We start from the raw sequence: 18,069 nt of genomic DNA, 5'->3' as shown, positions 1-18,069 counted from the left end.
GAGTGTCCGATCATGAAGATTCTGGTTGTCCTGACCTCGCACGACACGCTCGGCGACACCGGCAAGAAGACCGGCTTCTGGCTCGAGGAACTGGCCGCGCCGTACTACGTGTTCAAGGATGCGGGCGTCGAGCTGACGCTCGTGTCGCCGAAGGGCGGCCAGCCGCCGCTCGACCCGAAAAGCAGCGATCCGGCGGCCCAGACCGACGCGACGCGCCGCTTCGAAGCCGATGCGGCGGCCAAGGCCGAACTGGCGTCGACGCGCAAGCTGGCCGACGTGTCCGTGGACGATTACGACGCCGTGTTCTACCCGGGCGGCCATGGCCCGCTGTGGGATCTCGCCGAGGATCTGCATTCGATCGGCCTGATCGAGCGCGCGCTGGCGGCCGGCAAGCCGGTGGCGGCCGTCTGCCACGCGCCGGGCGTGCTGCGTCACGTGAAGAATCCGCAGACCGGCGAATCGGTCGTGCGCGGCAAGCGCGTGACGGGCTTCACCAACAGCGAGGAAGCGGCCGTCGAACTGACGGAAGTCGTGCCGTTCCTCGTCGAGGACATGCTGAAGACCAACGGCGCGCAATTCGAACGCAGCGCCGACTGGGCGCCGCATATCGTCACCGACGGGCTGCTGATCACGGGGCAGAACCCCGCGTCGTCGGCGCCCGCCGCCGAGGCGCTGCTCGCGCAACTCGGCCGCCGTTGAGCCGACGGCGCCGGCCGGGCCGGCGCCGCACCGTATCCGTCGCCGGGCGCAAGCCGTCCGGCGACGGCCCGAATCGTTCCGCCGTGCGCACCGCACGGCGCGTTTCCCGTCGTTTTGCAGAACCAAGCAAAGGAGCCGTGGATGTCTGCCCTGTTCGAACCGTTCAAACTCAAGGATGTCACGCTGCGCAACCGTATCGCGGTGCCGCCGATGTGCCAGTACGTCGCCGAGGACGGCGTCGTCAACGACTGGCATCACGTGCATCTGGCCGGCATCGCGCGCGGCGGCGCGGGCCTCGTGATCGCCGAGGCGACGGCCGTGTCGCCGGAAGGGCGCATCACGCCGGGTTGCGCGGGGCTGTGGACCGATGCGCAGGCCGAAGCGTTCGCGCCGTCGGTCGCGGCGATCAAGGCGGCCGGCGCGGTGCCCGGCATCCAGATCGCGCACGCGGGCCGCAAGGCGAGCGCGAACCGTCCGTGGGAAGGCGACGACCATATCGCCGACGGCGATCCGCGCGGCTGGCAGACCATCGCCCCGTCGGCCGTGCCGTTCGGCGCGCACCTGCCGAAAGTGCCGCGTGAAATGACGCACGACGACATCGCCCGCGTGCAGGCCGATTTCGTCGCATCGGCGAAGCGTGCGCGCGATCTCGGCTTCGAATGGCTCGAATTGCACTTTGCGCACGGCTATCTCGGCCAGAGCTTCTTCTCGGTGCATTCGAACCACCGCACCGACGAATACGGCGGCTCGGCCGAGAATCGCGGCCGCTTCCTCGTCGACACGCTCGCGGCCGTGCGCAAGGTCTGGCCCGAGCACCTGCCGCTGACCGCACGCCTGGGCGTGATCGAATACGACGGCCGCGACGAAGAGACGCTCGCCGAGTCGATCGCGCTCACGCAGCGGATGAAGCGGGAAGGGCTCGACATGCTGAGCGTGTCGGTCGGTTTCTCGACGCCCGCCGCGCAGATTCCGTGGGGCCCGGCGTTCCTCGCGCCGATCGCCGAGCGCGTGCGCCGTGAGGCCGGGCTGCCGGTGTCGTCCGCATGGGGGATCGACACGCCGCAACTGGCGAACCGCGTGGTGGCGGAGGCGCAGCTCGATCTCGTGATGGTCGGGCGCGCGCATCTGGCCGATCCGCACTGGCCGTACTACGCGGCCAGGCAGCTCGGCGTCGAGCGTCCGTCGTGGACGCTGCCCGCGCCGTACGCGCACTGGCTCGAGCGCTACCGGATCGCCGACAAGGCGGCCTGAGCCGCGTTGACGACACGGCGCGCGCATCTTGCGCGTCGCCGATCCGGCGCCGATGGATAGAATGGCGGTTCATGCAGGCCGGTTGCCTGCGCGAACCGCCATTTTTCATTTCGACAGAGGTGCCATGGGCGCACATGTCCCGTCGTCTCACGACTCCGCCGCACGGCCGCGCGCGCAGCAGATTGCCCGCGTCGTGCTGTATGCGGCGCTGCTGGTGCTCGCGCTGTGGATCATCCGCGACTTCATTCCCGCCATCGCATGGGCCTGCGTGATCGCCATCGCGATGTGGCCGCTGCTCAAATGCTTCGAATCGCACCGGCTGTTCCGTGACCGGCCGACGCTGATCGCGACCGTCATCACGGCCGCGATCTCATTGCTCGTCGTGCTGCCGGTCGCGGTCGCGACCATCCAGGCGATCGGGCAGGCGCACGACCTGCGCGAGTGGCTGAAGTCGGTCCAGGACAACGGCATTCCGTTGCCGGACGTCGTCAGCCGGCTGCCTTACGGCTCGGCGCAGATCACCGAATGGTGGCAGGCCAATCTCGGCCATCCGCTGCATGCGGCCAGCGCGATGCACAGCGTCAACAGCGAGAAATTCCTCGCGTTCGGGCGGCAGTTCGGCACGAAGGTCGCGCATGTGCTGCTCGAATTCGGCTTCATGCTCGTCACGCTGTTCGTGATCCTGCGCGCGGGCCACAAGCTGTCGGGCGCATTGCTGCAGGGCGCGCGGCGCGCGTTCGGGCACAACGGCGCGGAACTGATCGACCGGATGGTCAAGGCCGTGTACGGCACGGTGACGGGGCTCGTCGTCGTCGGGCTCGGCGAGGGTGCGCTGCTCGGCATCGCGTATGCGCTGGCCGGCGTCCCGCATGCGGCGCTGCTCGGCCTCGTCACGGCGATCGCCGCGATGCTGCCGTTCTGCGCGCCGATCGTGTTCTGCGGTGCGGCGCTCTGGCTGTTCGTGCAGGGTGCGACGGTGTGGGCCGTCGTGGTGGCCGTGCTCGGTTTCGTCGTCGTGTTCGTCGCCGAGCATTTCGTGCGCCCGGTGCTGATCGGCGGCTCCACGCGACTGCCGTTCCTGCTCGTGCTGTTCGGCATCCTCGGCGGTGCCGAGACGTTCGGCCTGATCGGGCTGTTCGTCGGCCCCGCGCTGATGACGGTGCTGACGATGCTGTGGGCCGAGTGGATCGCGTGACGATGCGCGACGTTGTGCCGATTTGACGCATCGGCGCGGCGGGTTCGATGCGCGTACAAGCATCCGCGGGCCGCATCGACCGGGCTGGCGCGCGGGCATGACATGCAGGGATTCGTATAAAGATCTCTACATTTCTTTTCGATCCGGACCCAAAGGTCGAGTAGCATGGGGCTTTCGATCGCGCCGGCGCGGCGCAGCAGATTTCCTCAAGCATGCGATTGATTTCGATGGCCCGTCCCGCAGCGACGCTGTCCCTGGCCGCCAGCTGCCTGATGTTGCACGGCTGCGCGTGGTTCGACTCGTGGCTGCCATTTTCGTATTCACGCACGCCGCTCGCGCGGGCCGCGTCGCGGCACGGCGCGACGCGCGCCGACGTCGTCCGCGCGGCCGGCAACCCGCGCAGCGTGTGGATGGTCCGCAACGGCAGCGGCGTCTGCTACAACTACTTCATCGAGCACGGCAACGATCACCGCGAATATTTCGTCGTGTTCGACAGGGCCGGCATCGTCACGCAACACGGCTTCGATTCGTGCATGAACGCCGACCGCAAGGGCACGCTCCAGACGGGCAAGGCCGCTTCGCGCTAGTGCGCGGCGGCCCGCGGGCGCCGGCCGTTACGCGATCGTATCGACCACCCCGCCATCGACACGCAACGCGGCGCCGGTTGTCGCCGAAGCCTGCGGCGAGCACACGTAGACCACCAGGTTCGCGACTTCCTCGGGCGTCGCCGGCCGCTGGATGATCGAGCTCGAACGATGGCTGCGCACGAACTCCACGGCCACGTCGTCGACACTGCGGCCGGATGCGTCGGCCGTTTCCTTCAGCATCGCGCGCACGCCGTCCGACATCGTCGGCCCCGGCAGTACCGAGTTGACGGTCACGCTGGTGCCGGCCGCGAGCTTCGCGAGGCCGCGTGCGATCGACAGCTGCGCGGTTTTCGTGAATCCGTAATGAATCATGTCGACCGGGATGTTCAAGCCCGATTCCGACGAAATGAACACGACGCGCCCGGCATTGCGTTCGATCATCCCCTTCAGGTAATGCCGTGCGAGCCGCACGCCGGACATCACGTTCATCTGGAAGTAATGTTCCCACTCGGCGTCGTCGATCTCGAAGAACGCCTTCAGGCCGTAGATGCCCGCATTGTTGACGAGGATGTCGGCCTCCGGTGTGTGCTGCGTGATGCGCGCGACGCCGGCCGCGTCGGACAGGTCGGCGGCGACACCCTCGAAGCTTGCGTCGGGCACGGCCGCGCGCAGTTGCGCGAGCGCCGATTGCACCGACGCGTCGCTGCGGCCGTTGACGACGACGCGCGCACCGGCGCGTGCGAGCCCTTCGGCGATCGCGAGCCCGATGCCGGCGGTGGAAGCGGTGACGAGCGCGGTCTTGCCTTTCAGATCGATGTGCATGAGCGTGACGGGAGAGGAGTGAACGAAAACCGCCGCGTGTGCCGCGGCGGCCGGAACACAAAGCTTAGGCGAAACGGCGAGATCCCGCGTCGAAGTGGATGGATCCGGTTGCGCGGCGCCGCACAGTCTTGTACGGTGAGCGTTCGCCGTCCGAACCGGGAGCCCGCCGCGTGAGCCGTACCGCCAACCGATCCATCGATCCGTCGCCGTTCTGGCGTGATGCCGCGCTGCCGTTCATCGAAGCGCGCACCGTCGACGACGGCCGCGCGATCTGCTATGCGAAGCACACGCACGACACGTTTTCGGTGGGCGCGATCGTCGGCGGCACGAGCACCTACGTGAACGGCGCGACGCACGAGCACGTCGGGCGCGGCGTGCTGGTGATCATCGATCCGGAACAGGTGCATGCGTGCAACCCGTACGGCCCCGACGCGTGGGCGTACCGGATGGTCTATGTCGACGTGCCGTGGCTCGCGCGGCTGCAGCATTCGCTGGGCCGCGATCCGAACTGCGATTTTCACGGCTTTTCGCCGAAGTTGACCGAACGGCACGACCTGTTCGCGCAATTTGGCGGTTTCTATCGCACGCTCGTGTCGCCATCGGTCGATCCGCTCGGCAAGGAGAGCGCTGCGGTCGAATTCTTCACGGCGCTGCACGGCGCGCTCGACCGCGAACTGCCCGGCCCGCGCGCCGGGGACGACAACGCGAAGCTCGCGCGCGCGGCCGATTACATCGCCGCGCATTGCCGCGAGGGCGTCACGCTCGATGCGATCTGCGCGGCCGCCGATTTGTCGCCGTCGTACCTGATCCGCGCGTTCAACGCGCGCTACGGCATGACGCCGCATGCGTTCCTGATCGACCGCCGCGTGCAGTACGGCCGCACGGAGCTGCGCCGCGGCCGGCCGATCGCCGACGTTGCACTCGACGCGGGCTTTGCCGACCAGGCCCATTTCCAGCGCGCGTTCCGGCGGATCGCGGCCGCGACGCCCGGCCAATACCGCAGCGCGACGAGTTGAGCGGCGAGCTGAGTGGCGAGTTGAGCGGCGAGCCGGGCGGGGCGCGCCCTACGTGTCGAGCAGAAAGAGTGCGCTGCCCGCGAGCAGCAGCGCCATCAGCCGGTTGAACACGCGCATCCTCCGCGCGTTCGCGAGCCTGTGCCGCAGCGATGCGCCGGCATACCCCCAGCACGCGATCGACGCGAAACAGATCACGAGATACAGCGCGGCGAACTGCCAGACCTGCGCGCGGTCGCCGTCGGCCGCGTATGCGCCCATCGCGGCCACGCACGCGAGCCATGCCTTCGGATTGAGCCACTGCATCGCGGCGCCGGACGCCGCCGACGGGCCGGCCACGTCCGGGTCGGCCGACAGCCGGCCGTCGTCGAGCGCGAGCCGCAGCGCCAGGTAGAGCAGGAACGCGATCCCCGACCATTGCGTGGCCGTCGTCAGCATCGGCCAGCGCGCGAGCGCCGCGTGCAGCCCGAGGCCGATCAGCAGGAACAGCGCGACGAAGCCGAGCGTCGCGCCGGCCGCATACCGCAGGCTTGCGCCGAGACCGTGGCGCGCGCCCGCGCTGAGCGCGACGATGTTGACGGGACCGGGTGTGATCGACGACGCCAGCGCGAACGCGGCCATCGAAACCAGCATGCTCATTGAGTGCCTCCATGCGAATGTCAAAGTCGCATCGAGACTAAAGAAGCCGCGCGTGCCGGTATTGAAGAAAACTGCCCTCGGCGGCGCTGTCCGGATTCAGGCAACGCCGAACCGGGCACAGCGCTCAACGGTGCTCGAAAGTCGTTGGACGCAGGCGTTGCAACCGAAGGCATCGAGTCTCACATCACGGATGAGCGGCCGCCGCGAGCGCGTCGAACGCGTCGGCTTCCGGAAGCCGACGCCATGACTCCGGGCCCGCGTCGATTTCCTCGACCGTCAGCAGGCACGCATCGAGTTCGCGACGCAAGCGATCGTGATCGACCGACTGCCCGATGAACACGATCTCCTGCCGACAATCCCCTGCGGGCTCCTCCCATTTTTTCAGCACGCCGTCGCGGCGATAGTCGTCGTGCGGCCAGTCCGACTGCGGGATGAATCGCCACCATCGCCCAACGTAACCCCACTGGAACGCGCCGCCCGTCTGCACGAGCATGGCGATCTCGGCATGGCGGTGCGCTGCCCAGACATAACCCTTGCAGCGAAGCAGTCGGCCGTTGTCCCACGGACGACGCAGCCATGCGAGCAGGCGCGCCGGATGAAACGGCGCACGTTCGCGATAGGTCCACGACGCGATCCCGTACGCATCCGATTCCGAGGGGCGTTCGTCGACCTGCATGCGCTGCATCCATCCCGGCGATTCGACGAGCGCCGGCAGATCGAAGCGCCGGGTATCGAGCACGTCTGACGGATCGACCTTGCCGTGCTGCATCGGCAGGATTCGCGCAGATGGATTCAGCGACGCAAGAATCGCGCGCAGCCGGTCGAAACCCGCGTGGCCGATCCGGTCGAGACGGCTCACGAGGATCACGTTCGCGTATTCGACTTGCTCGAGCAGCAGGTCCGACAGCTTGCGCGGCGGACCGGAATTGCCGTCGCTCGCGAGCGCCGCGTCGTGCGCGACCGGTTCGGCCGACGCGATCATGTCCTCGAACGTCTCGCCGTCGACCACCGTGACGAGCGTGTCCAGCCGTGCCAGCTCGCTCAGGCTGAAACCGTCCCGATCGAGAAACGCAAACGTCTCCGCGACCGGCATCGGCTCCGAGATGCCGGTCGATTCGATCAGCAGATAATCGAAACGACGCTGCCGCGCGAGCGTGCTGATCTGCTCCAGCAGATCGGCGCGCAGCGTGCAGCAGATGCAGCCGTTGCTCATCTCGACCAGTTCGTCCTCGCCTCGATGCAGCTCGACGTTGCGCCGCACATCGTCGGCGTCGATGTTCACTTCGCTCATGTCGTTGACGATCACGGCGACCTTCAGTCCTGCGCGATTGCGCAGGATGTGGTTCAGCAACGTCGTTTTCCCGGCGCCGAGGAAGCCGGACAGCACGGTGACCGGAATCCTCGGGCCAGGGGCGGCCGGCGCGCCTGGCTTCCCCGGCGTCGTCATGCGCTTTGCCCGGACGCGCGATCCAGGTAGCCTTCGAACAGGTCGACCACGACGTAACCGTCGTCGGCGGCGTCGCCCCACAGATCCTTCACGCGGAACTCGACATGGTAGGTCGGCTGATGGGCGGCGCCGGTGTCGCCGTGGCCGATCGCGTCCGGGAAGGGCCACGATTCGGTCGTCCGGTGCAGCACGACGCCTTCCTTGCCGCGAACGTAGCCAGGCGCGCGGATGTGCCCGCTGACGTATTCGTCGCGAACGACGACACGCTCGCCGACCTCGAACCGCGTCGAGTCGGGCGGTGCCGCCCGGCCGCCGGATGTCGGCGGGTTCGCGAGCCGGAAATGCGAACCGAGCGCGCGGTCTAGTTCGTCCTGCGTGAGCACGCCGGTTTCGACGAGCAATGTCGCCGTCGCGATCACGTAGCGCTCGTAGTAGCGCGTGCCGACATGTTGGCGCACGTCGATGCGTTCGACCGCGTGACGTACCTCGTCGACGCTGAATTTTTTCAGTTGGTCCACGCCGACGAACATCAGGCTGTACGCGAGATGTTCCCAGTCTTCCTTGAAGACCGGCTTGTAGCCGAGACTGTTGATCGTATGCGGCACCGGGCCGAAACCCTGGAATCCGCCGAGGTCGTGAAAGCCGTCCATATGTGATCTCCGAGATGAAGGTCGAGAGCGAAACGGGGTGGGAGTCAGCGCGCGCGCGGCAGCGCCACGCCGATCAGCACGTCCTTCGTGACGAGCGTGCGCAGTTGTTCCTCGGTCATGTGCTCGCTGCCGGCCGGCCGCACGGGCAGCACGAGATAGCGGCTTTCGGCGGTCGTATCCCAGACCTTCACGACGACGTCGTCGGGCAGGTCGGTGCCGAGCTCGCGCAGCACCGTGCGGCCCTCGCGGACGAGCCGCGCACGATATTCGAAGCCCTTGTACCACTCGGGCGGCAGCCCGAGCACCGGCCAGTTCGTGCATGAGCACAGGCTGCAGACGATCACGTTCTTCAGCGTGGGCGTGTCTTCGAGCGCGACGATGTACTCGCCCTGCGGGCCGGTGTAGCCGAACTGCGCGCACGCGGCCGTGCCGTCCTTCAGCAGCAGTTCGCGAAACGCCGGGTCGACCCACGCACGCGCGACGATGCGCGCGCCGTTGGCCGGATCCCAGGTCGTGGACATCAGCTCGGTCAAGCCTTCGATATAGCCGTCGGGGATCAGGTTCTTCTCTTTCATCACGCGAAACAGCGCCCAGGCACGTTCGCCGGGCGTCGAGGCTGTTTCCGCGGAAGGGGTCGCGCTCATCGTGGGGTTCCTTGTCGTGGTTCGGGTTGACCGCCGCCATCGCGGTGGTATTGCCGTGACGGGGCGTGGACGCGTGGTGTCGGTCACGCTCGACGAGCAGGGTAAGAAGAGAAAAAGCGCGGTTCTTTGCCGGCACGGATCGGAAACTGTGCTGAGACGGCCCCGTGGCGCGGCATGGGACCGACGCATCACGGATGCACGGAGACGGGCGGCGATCGGCGGCAATTGGTGGGGCGCCCGGCACGAAAACGGTGGCAGCCGGCGCACGTTTTGCGACCGTTGCATGACATCGGAGGCGCAGGTCCGCCACAGCCAATTTCTTGTTCCGCCGGAAAACAGAACTGCGGATTTTGCCTTCCTATTCTCATCCTCAAGCGACGGCCGTTCGATGTCGCGAATCGCCGGCATCCCCGATGTACCGGCGGAACAACAGTCGGCCAGCATCCCGCGATTCCACCCTCCGGCGACGGTTCCCGTTCGTCGTGCGTCGAGCGTGGCGGTGTCTGCGCAACCAGGTGAGGAGCATGATGGACAACGTCAACAGAATGAAACTGAAGCGAATCGCGCGCTGGATCGGCTTGTCGCTGATCGCCGTCGCATCGCATTACGCGGGCGCGGTCGAGGTCGATCCCGGCGACTATGAGCAGTATCCGGCCGGCGCGACGATCGGCGTGCTGTACTACAACTATTCCGCGACGAACGCCTACTACGCGAACGGCCACCGGACGTCGGATTTCGACCTGCAGTCGAATGTCGGCATCGCCCGCCTGCTGCATGTGTTCCAGCTCACCGACAGGCTCACGATCGATCCGCAGGTGTTGCTGCCGTTCGGTCATATCAGCAGCTTCGGCAACGCCGGCGCGCTTGGCAGTACGAACGGTGTCGGCGACGTGATCCTGACCGCACCGTTGAAATTCCGCCTGAACGAAGCGAAGGACGTCGTTGCCGCGACGGTCTACGTCTACGCGCCGACCGGGAGCTACGACCAGAACCGCGGTCTCAATCTCGGCGCCAACCGCTGGTCGCTCGATTTCCAGGCGGCCTACGTCAAGCACTTTTCGCCGCAGTGGGCACTCGATCTCGTCGGCGACGCGATCTGGTACGGCAACAACACGTCGTATGGCGCGAACGGTGCGACGCTGCATCAGCGGATGAGCTACAGCGCACAGGCGATGGTGCGTTACATGCCCGATCCGGGCACGTCGCTCGGGATCGGCATCACGCAGCTCTGGGGCGGTGAAACGAGCGTGGACGGCGCGGACAACAACGACGCGCTGCGCACGACGCGCCTGCGGATCACCGCGGCGAAGTTCGTGACGAAGGCCGACCAGGTGCAAATCCAGCTCGGCACCGACCTCAGCGTGCGCAACGGTCCGAAGAACAGTGTGCTCGCCGGCCTGCGTTACGCGCACATCTTCTGACCACCCGCCTGCGCCGGGACAAGGCCGGTGCATGTCGCTCCTTCCCCACGTCGATACCTCGACACCCGATTCCCTTTCCAGAGAGGTCATGCATGGAATCCGCCATCGACAAACACCTGGTCTGCCCGCGGACGCTGTCGCGCCGCGTCGCCGATGACTACCAGCCGCCGTTCCCGATGTACGTCGCCCGGGCCGCCGAAGACCTGAGCCAGGTCGTGATGGGCTATTTCGGCGTGCAATACAGCGGCGCCGACAAGCGCGCGGCGGCACTGGCCGCGTTGCGCGGGATCGTCGCCGATTTCGGTGTGCAGGACGGCCCGAACAACTTCGATCTGACGCAACACACCGACGACCAGGGTTACGAGAACCTGATCGCCGTCGGCTACTGGCGCGATCCGGCCGCGTATGCGCGCTGGATTGCGTCGCCAGCCCTCGTCGAATGGTGGACCTCCGACGCACGCCTCGCGGACGGCATCGGCTACTTCCGGGAAATCGTCGCGCCGCGCGCCGAGCAGTTCGAGACGCTCTACGCATTCACGAACGATTTCCCCGGTGTCGGCGCGATCATGGACGGCGTCAGCGGCGAGATCGAGGAGCACGGCTACTGGGGATCGATGCGCGACCGGTTCCCGATCTCGCAGACGGACTGGATGCGCGCGGACGGCGAGTTGCGCATCGTCGAGGGCGATCCGGCCCGCGGCGGCCGCGTGGTCGTGCTGGCGCACGACAACATCGCGCTGATTCGCTCCGGCCAGGACTGGCGCGCGGCCGAGCACGACGAGCGCCGACTGTATCTCGAGGAGATCGAGCCGACGCTGCGCAGCGGAATGGACTTCCTGCGCGACAACGGCACGGACGTCGGCTGCTACAGCAACCGCTACGTGCGCTCGATCGATCTCGACGGCAACGTGCTCGACGAGAGCTACAACATCGGCCACTGGCGCTCGCTCGACCGCCTCGAACGATGGGCCGAATCCCATCCGACGCACCTGCGGATCTTCGTCACGTTCTTCCGCGTCGTTACCGGGCTGTCGAAACTGCGGCTGTATCACGAGGTTTCCGTCTTCGACGCGAAGCATCAGGTCTACGAATACGTGAACTGCCATCCGCGCACCGGGATGATGCGCGACGCCGTCGCCATCGCCCGCTGAATCCCGCCGGCACCGCCGGGGCCGGCGGTGCCGCTTACCGAACTGGAGAACGTCGATGGCCATCAAACGCCCGACCCGCGAACAACTGTCCGATATGGCAGCCGGCTTCGGCTTTCATCTCGATTCCCGGCAACTCGCCGAATACGACGATGCCCTGCAGGCGAACTTCGACGCCTACGATGCGATCGACGCGCTGCCCGACTATTTGCCCGTCGTCGCGTATCCGCGCACGCCCGGCTACCGCCCGGAAGGCGACGAGAACCGCTACGGCGCGTGGGCGCGCAAGAGCACGATCCACGGCGCCGCCGACGGCAAGCTGCGCGGCAGGACGGTGGTCGTGAAAGACAACATCTGCGTCGCCGGCGTACCGATGCGCAATGGCTCGACCACGTTCGAGGGCTACGTGCCCGACGTCGATGCGACCGTCGTCACGCGGGTGCTCGACGCCGGCGGCACGATCGCCGGCAAGTCGACCTGCGAGTACTACTGCTTTTCCGGCGGCTCGCACACGAGCGCGTCGGGGCCGGTGCACAATCCGCGCAAGGCAGGGCACTCGTCCGGCGGCTCGTCGTCGGGCAGCGGCGCGCTGGTCGCGAGCGGCGAGGTCGACATGGCGCTCGGCGGCGACCAGGGCGGCTCGGTGCGGATCCCGTCCGCCTATTGCGGCATCTACGGGATGAAGCCGACGCACGGGCTCGTGCCGTACACCGGCGCGATGCCGATCGAGGCAACCGTCGATCACCTGGGGCCGATGACGGGCAACGTGCTCGACAACGCGCTGCTGCTCGACGTGATCGCGGGCGACGACGGGCTCGATCCGCGCCAACGGACGTTGCCGCCGCGCGCCGACTATCTCGGCGCGATCCGCGACGGCATCGCGGGATTGCGGATCGGCATCCTGCGCGAGGCGTTCGGGCTTGCCAATTCGGAGAAAGTGGTCGACGAGGCCGTGCTGGCCGCCACGCAGCGGTTGCGCAAGCTGGGCGCGCGCGTCGAAGAAGTGTCGGTGCCGCTGCATGCGGCCGGCACCGCGATCTGGCTGCCGATTGCGGCCGAGGGCGCGACGCAGCAGATGATGAAGGGCAACAGCCACGGTTTCAACTGGGGCGGCCTGTACGTGACCGGCATGATCGATCATCACGCGGGCTGGCGCGAGCGCGCCGACGAGTTGCCGGATACCGTGAAGGTGACGATGCTGCTGGGCGAATACTTCACGAGCCGGTATCGCGGGCGTTACTACGCGAAGTGCCAGAACCTCGCACGGCGCTTGCGATCGGCTTACGACGCGGCGCTGCAATCGTATGACGTACTGGTGATGCCGACCGTACCGATGCGCGCGTCGAAGCTGCCGGAGCCCGGTTGCGCGATGTCCGAGTCGCTGACGCGGGCGTTCGAGATGCTCGCGAATACCGCGCCGTTCGACGTGTCCGGGCATCCGGCAATGTCGCTGCCGTGCGGGGTAGCCGACGATCTGCCGATCGGGCTGCAACTGGTCGGGCGCCGTTTCGACGAGGCGACGCTCTACCGCGTTGCGTATGCGTATGAACATTCGTCCGACTGGCGTCGGACGACGTGCGCATGACATGTCCGGAGCGGTAGCATGCCGCCGCTGCGCCGCGTGCCGGTTCGACCGGCCATGCGGCGTACGCGGTCAGCGATTGGACAATGCGCTTTTGAACGGGCACGCTGTCGGCTGCGTGTTTGCTAATCCATGTGGGGCACGACCATGACGATGCGTCCTCTCCCGCGCGCCGCAAGCGGCGACGCGCCCGGTCCGGCGTCCGGCAGCCCGCTGGACGAACGGACGAACGCGGCCATCGAGGTGCCGATCGACGGCTCGGTCAGCCAGCGTATCGAATTCTGGCGCGAGACGATTCTGCGCCTGTTCGCGGACGTGCAGATCGCGGCCGTGCAGAAAGCCGATTTCTTCGGCCGAGTGCGGCAGCGCAAGTGCGAAAAGATGCGAATCTCGGAAATCCACGCGAGCGAGCAGGCCGTGATCCGGCGTTATCGCCAGGCGCGCAGCGAGTACGAAGACAAGTATTTCGGGGTCTTGATGCTCGAGGGCAGCCAGTCGGTCGAACAGGACGGCAAGATCGTCACGCTGCATCCCGGGGATTTCGCGATCTACGACGCGACCCGGCCTCATCACCTGCAGTTCGGCCAGTCGTGGCGCGAGATCGTCGTCAGCATTCCCCGCGCGACGCTGAACCAGCTCGTCGTCGGGATGGAGCACCGCACGGCGTGCCCGACGCAAACCGGAGACGGCGTCGGCAGCGTCATGCGTGCGTTTCTCGAGCAGATGTCGTCGCAGATCCGCAGTGTGACCGAGGACGAGATGCGGCAGTTGTCGGATACCGCGATCACGCTGATCGCGATGACGCTTGGGGGCATGCAACGCAACGACCTCGCGCAATCGAGGATGAAGGCGTTGACACTGACGCGTGTGAAGCGGCATGTGCTCGAGCACCTGCATGATCCGGAGCTGAACCCGATGATGATCGAGCGCTCGATCGGGATTTCGTCGCGGTACATCAACAAGCTCTTCGAGGCCGAGGAGACGTCGCTGATGCGTCACGTGTGGAACCTGCGGCTCGAACGGTGCGCGCAGGATCTCGCGAATCCGCAATGCGCGTCGCTGCGCGTGTCCGACGTCGCATTGCGCTGGGGATTCAACGACATGTCGCATTTCAGTCGCGTGTTTCGCGAGCGGTTTGCGATGTCGCCGCGGGCGTGGCGCGAGCAGGGCGGCAAGCCGCGCGCGTAATGCGTCCCGCGCCGCGTTCGTGGCCGGCAAGCGCCGATCGGAGGCGGCCGGACGTCGACAGGCGCAGCCGCCGTCAGTGCAGCGCCCGCGGCGCGTGCGACGGCCGCGAACCGGTGGAGTCGACCACGCCGGTTGCGTCGGTTGCATCGGTTGCATCTCCCGCGCGCAGCGGTCCGCCCGCGCAGGGTTCCGTCGATACCGAGAAGCCGAACGTGTTGACGCCGCCCGAACACGCGACGAATACGCTGCCGCCGTGCATCTCGGCGACGGCCTTGACGATCGACAGCCCGAGCCCGTGGTTCTCCTTGCTGTTCGCGCGGGCTTCCTCGAGCCGGTAGAAGCGTTCGAACACGTGCGAGCGCTGCACCGGATCGATCGGCTCGCCGGGGTTCGACACGGCCATCTCGACGAGCGTGTCGCGGCGCGTGATCGTCACGTGCAACGTCGCGCCGGGCGCGGAATGCTGGATCGCGTTGATCAGCAGGTTCGTCATCGCGCGGCGGAACAGCGACGGATCGACGGCGGCGCGCGCATCGCCGTGCAGTTCGGCGTGCAACTGCGCCTCGTCGAGCGGGATTTCGAGGAAGTCGAGCATGCGCCGCACCTCGTCGGCGAGCGACACGTCCTTCAGGTCGGTCGCCCGTTCGCCGCGGTCGCTGCGCGACAGGAACAGCATGTCGTTGATGATCACGCGCAGCCGCTCGAATTCCTCGAGGTTCGACTGCAGCGTCTGCCGCATCCGCTCGACGGTGCGGTCGCGGCTGGTCAGCGCGACCTGGGTCTGGCCGATCAGGATGCTGATCGGCGTGCGCAGTTCGTGCGCGACGTCCGCGTTGAACGCCTCGAGCCGCGCGTAGGTCTGCTGGATGCGATCGAGCGCGCCGTTGAACGACGTGGCGAGGTCGCGCAGCTCGGCCGGCAGCGCGTCGGTGTGCAGCCGCTGGCGGCGGTTCGCGAGGCTGATGGCCGATGCATCCTGCGACAGCCGGTCGAGCGGCGCGAGCCCGAAGCGGGCCACCGCGCGGCTCAGCAGCAGCGTGATGATCGTCGCGATCGTGATCAGCCCGGCGAGCGTCCAGCCGAAGCGGCGCAGCATCCGCTGCGTGCGCTCGCACGAGCTGGCGACGATCAGCCTCAGTGTCGGCCGCTCGCCGTTGCCGGCCACCGTGACGGTCTTCGTCATCACGTCGTAGCTGCTGTCGTTCAGCGCGTAGCGCTGGAATGCGCCGAACGGCGCGCCGACGGGCACGCCGTCGACGGGCTTGCCGAACCGGAAATCCGGATTCGTGCTGTCGACCTGGTAGCGCGTCGAGCCGTCGGGCGGTTCGAGATCGGCGAGCTTTTCCTGCATGAGGCGCCCGCGTTCGGACGTGAGCGCGTGCGACACGATCATCTCGGCGACCTTGGTGCGCGTATCGAGCGTCGCGCGCAGCTCGGCGAACAGCTGGCGCTCCATCATCACGAACAGCCCGCAGCCCACCAGCGTGAACACGAGCAGCGACACGATGCCGAACATCGCCGACAGCCGCAGGACGATCGAGCGTTTCATGCCGGCCTCTCGGTATCGCCGTCCTCGCGCGCCTCGAGCACGTAGCCCATCCCGCGGATCGTATGCAGCAGCTTGTCCGCGAACGGGCCGTCGAGTTTCGCGCGCAGCCGCTTGATCGCCGTCTCGACGACGTTCGCGTTGCTGTCGAAGTTCACGTCCCACACGAGTTCGGCGATGGTCGTCTTCGACAGTACCTCGCCGCTGCGCCGCGCGAGCACGCCGAGCAGCTGGAATTCCTGCGCGGTCAGGTCGAGCCGCGTGCCGTCGCGGGTCGCGCGGCGGCCGATCAGGTCGACCCGCAGGTCGCCGATCGAGATCAGCGTCGATTCCTGCACGCGCGCGCGGCGCGTCAGCGCGCGCAGCCGCTCGATCAGCTCGAGGAACGAGAACGGCTTGGTCAGGTAGTCGTCGGCGCCGCCGCGCAAGCCCCGCACGCGGTCGTCGACGCGGTCGCGCGCGGTCAGCATGATGACGGGCGTCTGCTTCTGCGCGCGCAACGCACGCAGCACGCCGAAGCCGTCGAGCTTCGGCAGCATCACGTCGAGCACGACCACGTCGTAGTCGAATTCGACGGCTTTCCACGCGCCGTCCTCGCCGTCGAGCGCGGTATCGACGACCCAGCCTTCCTCGGTCAGGCCGCTCTTCAGGTATTCGACGACTTTCGGTTCGTCTTCGACGATCAGGACTTTCATGTTCGAATCCGTTGTCCGCGTAATCCGGTTAAGGGCCCGGGGGCGCTGGCGCCGGTGCCGGGGCTGCGGCGACCTCGGCCGGCGCCGGGCCGCTTGCCGCCTGGCCGTCCCAGCCGCCGCCGAGCGCCTTCGCGAGAAACACGACGAGCGCCGCGCGCTGGCCCTGGATCTGCACGGCCTGCCGCTCGCTCGTCAGCAACTGCTGCTCGGCCGTCAGCACGTCGATGAACGGCGTCAGGCCGCCCGCGTAACGATCCTGCGCGAGCGACACGAGCTTGCGCGCGTCGTCGACGGCCGAGGAGGCCTGCTGCGCGGCCTCGGCGAGCACCGACAATCCGGTGACCGCATTCTGCACCTCCTGGAACGCGGTGAGCACGGTCTGCCGGTAATTGGCCTGCGCGGCGACATAACCGGCCTGCGCGAAATCGACGCCGGCCTTCAGCTTGCCGCCTTCGAACAGCGGCTGGCTGAGCGACCCGCCGACCGACCACAGCAACGCCGGCACGGTGAACAGGCCGGCGAAGCGCGTCGCGTCCCAGCCGATGTCGGGCGACAGCATGATGCGCGGGAAATACGCGGCGCGCGCGACGCCGATCTGCGCGTTCGCGGCGGCCATCGCGCGCTCGGCCGACGCGACGTCGGGGCGCCGCTGCAGCACGTCGCTCGGCAGGCCGGTCGGCAGCGCGGGCGCGTTGATCGGCACGACGCGCGGCGTGATCGAGAAAGTGGGGGCCGGCGTGCCGACCAGCGTCGCGATCGCGGTTTCGACCTGCACGCGCTGCTGGAGCAGCAGCTGCGCCTGGGTGCGCGTCGCGTCGAGCTGCGCGCGCTGCTGCAGCAGGTCGAGGCCCGACACCGCGCCGAGGTCGTGCCGCGCGCTCACGTAGTCGAGCGCCTTCTGCTGCAGGTCGATCGAGCGCTTGACGACGTCGATCTCGGTGTCGAATTCGCGCAGCGCGAAATAGCTCGACGCGAGATCGGCGGTCAGTACCAGGCGCGCGTTCGCGAAATCGTCGCGCGCCTGTTCGGTGGTGGCCTGCGCCGATTCGACGCTGCGCCGCACGCGGCCGAACAGGTCGAGCTCGTAGCTGACGCTCGCGCCGACCTGGACGTCGTTCTGCACGGTCGACATGCTCTGCGTCGCGTAGTTGGTCTGCGGCCGGTCGGCCGAGATCTTGAAGCGCTGGCCGCTCGCGTTCAGGCCGACGGCCGGATACTGCGCCGAGGCGACCGACGCGAGCGTCGCCTTCGCCTGGTCGTAGCGCGCGGCGACGGCCTTCAGGTTCTGGTTGTTGCGCAGCGCTTCGGCTTCCAGCGCGTCGAGCTGCGGATCGCCGAACGCGGTCCACCATGCCGGGTCGAGCGGCGCGCGGGCCGGCGCGGCCGGGTGCCAGTACCCATCGGCCGGATCGAGCCGCCACGCGGCCGGCGTGGCGACGTCGGGCCGCTGGTAGTCGGGGCCGACCGTGCAGCCGGCGAGGGCGGCGGCGAGCGCAACGGCGGTGGCGGAGACGGCGGTGGGCCGCCGGCGGATGCGCATCG

17 protein-coding genes are annotated in these 18,069 nt (G+C 67.7%); 9 read left to right on the top strand and 8 right to left on the bottom strand.

Translation table 11 applies throughout. The annotated features are described in order from the left end of the window. Positions 1 to 12 precede the first annotated feature (12 nt). The 4 genes from DPV79_RS08520 to DPV79_RS08505 all read left to right on the top strand — a co-directional run bounded on the left by DPV79_RS08520 (position 13) and on the right by DPV79_RS08505 (position 3,732). Positions 13 to 699, top strand: a complete 687-nt coding sequence (locus DPV79_RS08520; protein WP_027791476.1) for a type 1 glutamine amidotransferase domain-containing protein — start codon at positions 13 to 15, stop codon at positions 697 to 699. A 141-nt stretch (positions 700 to 840) separates the two neighbouring features. After that, positions 841 to 1,950 carry an NADH:flavin oxidoreductase/NADH oxidase gene (locus DPV79_RS08515; protein WP_048023142.1) on the top strand — a complete coding sequence of 370 codons (1,110 nt, stop codon included), beginning with the start codon at positions 841 to 843 and terminating at the stop codon, positions 1,948 to 1,950. A gap of 124 nt (positions 1,951 to 2,074) precedes the next feature. Next, entirely contained in the window at positions 2,075 to 3,145 is a 1,071-nt protein-coding gene (locus DPV79_RS08510) for an AI-2E family transporter (RefSeq protein WP_113045178.1), read from the top strand. 212 nt (positions 3,146 to 3,357) lie between these two features. Continuing rightward, the gene (locus DPV79_RS08505) at positions 3,358 to 3,732 is read left to right on the top strand and encodes a hypothetical protein (RefSeq protein ID WP_059591225.1); all 375 of its coding nucleotides are present in this window, start codon (positions 3,358 to 3,360) and stop codon (positions 3,730 to 3,732) included. A gap of 27 nt (positions 3,733 to 3,759) precedes the next feature. Here DPV79_RS08505 and DPV79_RS08500 read toward each other — a convergent pair whose 3' ends face one another. Continuing rightward, entirely contained in the window at positions 3,760 to 4,554 is a 795-nt protein-coding gene (locus DPV79_RS08500) for an SDR family NAD(P)-dependent oxidoreductase (protein WP_113045177.1), read from the bottom strand. A 170-nt stretch (positions 4,555 to 4,724) separates the two neighbouring features. On the opposite strand from DPV79_RS08500, the gene DPV79_RS08495 reads away from it, so the two are divergent. Beyond that, entirely contained in the window at positions 4,725 to 5,570 is an 846-nt protein-coding gene (locus tag DPV79_RS08495) for a helix-turn-helix transcriptional regulator (RefSeq protein ID WP_113045176.1), read from the top strand. 48 nt (positions 5,571 to 5,618) lie between these two features. Here DPV79_RS08495 and DPV79_RS08490 read toward each other — a convergent pair whose 3' ends face one another. From DPV79_RS08490 to nthA, 4 genes are all read right to left on the bottom strand, one after another. Further along, a complete protein-coding gene (locus DPV79_RS08490) occupies positions 5,619 to 6,206 on the bottom strand; it encodes a LysE family translocator (protein ID WP_021159242.1) in 588 nt (195 codons plus the stop codon). A gap of 184 nt (positions 6,207 to 6,390) precedes the next feature. Beyond that, positions 6,391 to 7,653, bottom strand: a complete 1,263-nt coding sequence (locus tag DPV79_RS08485) for a GTP-binding protein (protein WP_113045175.1) — start codon at positions 7,651 to 7,653, stop codon at positions 6,391 to 6,393. Continuing rightward, positions 7,650 to 8,303 carry a nitrile hydratase subunit beta gene (gene nthB, locus DPV79_RS08480; RefSeq protein ID WP_059853627.1) on the bottom strand — a complete coding sequence of 218 codons (654 nt, stop codon included), beginning with the start codon at positions 8,301 to 8,303 and terminating at the stop codon, positions 7,650 to 7,652. Before nthB ends, DPV79_RS08485 begins: the two co-directional genes overlap by 4 nt. Before the next feature lie 44 nt (positions 8,304 to 8,347). Then, complete coding sequence (nthA, locus tag DPV79_RS08475) at positions 8,348 to 8,947, bottom strand: nitrile hydratase subunit alpha (protein ID WP_048023132.1); 600 nt, start codon at positions 8,945 to 8,947, stop codon at positions 8,348 to 8,350. A 524-nt stretch (positions 8,948 to 9,471) separates the two neighbouring features. Between nthA and DPV79_RS08470 the strand changes: the two genes are divergently transcribed. From DPV79_RS08470 to DPV79_RS08455, 4 genes are all read left to right on the top strand, one after another. Continuing rightward, positions 9,472 to 10,368 (top strand): transporter, encoded by an 897-nt coding sequence (locus tag DPV79_RS08470; RefSeq protein WP_059683398.1) that lies wholly within the window; start codon positions 9,472 to 9,474, stop codon positions 10,366 to 10,368. Positions 10,369 to 10,460: 92 nt separating this feature from the next. Continuing rightward, a complete protein-coding gene (gene oxdA, locus DPV79_RS08465; RefSeq protein ID WP_059484990.1) occupies positions 10,461 to 11,519 on the top strand; it encodes an aliphatic aldoxime dehydratase in 1,059 nt (352 codons plus the stop codon). A 55-nt stretch (positions 11,520 to 11,574) separates the two neighbouring features. Then, complete coding sequence (locus tag DPV79_RS08460) at positions 11,575 to 13,101, top strand: amidase (protein WP_113045174.1); 1,527 nt, start codon at positions 11,575 to 11,577, stop codon at positions 13,099 to 13,101. Positions 13,102 to 13,245: 144 nt separating this feature from the next. Beyond that, on the top strand, positions 13,246 to 14,286 hold the full coding sequence (locus DPV79_RS08455; protein WP_059683833.1) for an AraC-like ligand-binding domain-containing protein: 1,041 nt from the start codon (positions 13,246 to 13,248) through the stop codon (positions 14,284 to 14,286). A gap of 73 nt (positions 14,287 to 14,359) precedes the next feature. On the opposite strand, the gene DPV79_RS08450 is transcribed toward DPV79_RS08455, so the two are convergent. The 3 genes from DPV79_RS08450 to DPV79_RS08440 are packed head-to-tail and all read right to left on the bottom strand — an operon-like array spanning position 14,360 to position 18,067. Further along, a complete protein-coding gene (locus tag DPV79_RS08450) occupies positions 14,360 to 15,835 on the bottom strand; it encodes a heavy metal sensor histidine kinase (RefSeq protein ID WP_113045173.1) in 1,476 nt (491 codons plus the stop codon). Further along, a complete protein-coding gene (locus DPV79_RS08445; protein WP_021159240.1) occupies positions 15,832 to 16,527 on the bottom strand; it encodes a heavy metal response regulator transcription factor in 696 nt (231 codons plus the stop codon). The genes DPV79_RS08450 and DPV79_RS08445 overlap by 4 nt, the downstream gene beginning before the upstream one ends. A 28-nt stretch (positions 16,528 to 16,555) precedes the next feature. Continuing rightward, positions 16,556 to 18,067: an efflux transporter outer membrane subunit gene (locus DPV79_RS08440; protein WP_113045265.1), complete on the bottom strand. Its 1,512-nt coding sequence runs from the start codon at positions 18,065 to 18,067 to the stop codon at positions 16,556 to 16,558. Positions 18,068 to 18,069 lie beyond the last annotated feature (2 nt).

The organism is Burkholderia reimsis (genome assembly GCF_003294055.1).
GTDB lineage: Bacteria > Pseudomonadota > Gammaproteobacteria > Burkholderiales > Burkholderiaceae > Burkholderia > Burkholderia cepacia.
The sequence above is the reverse complement of the archived record's forward strand: the minus strand, read 5'-3'. Positions and strand labels throughout refer to the sequence as shown.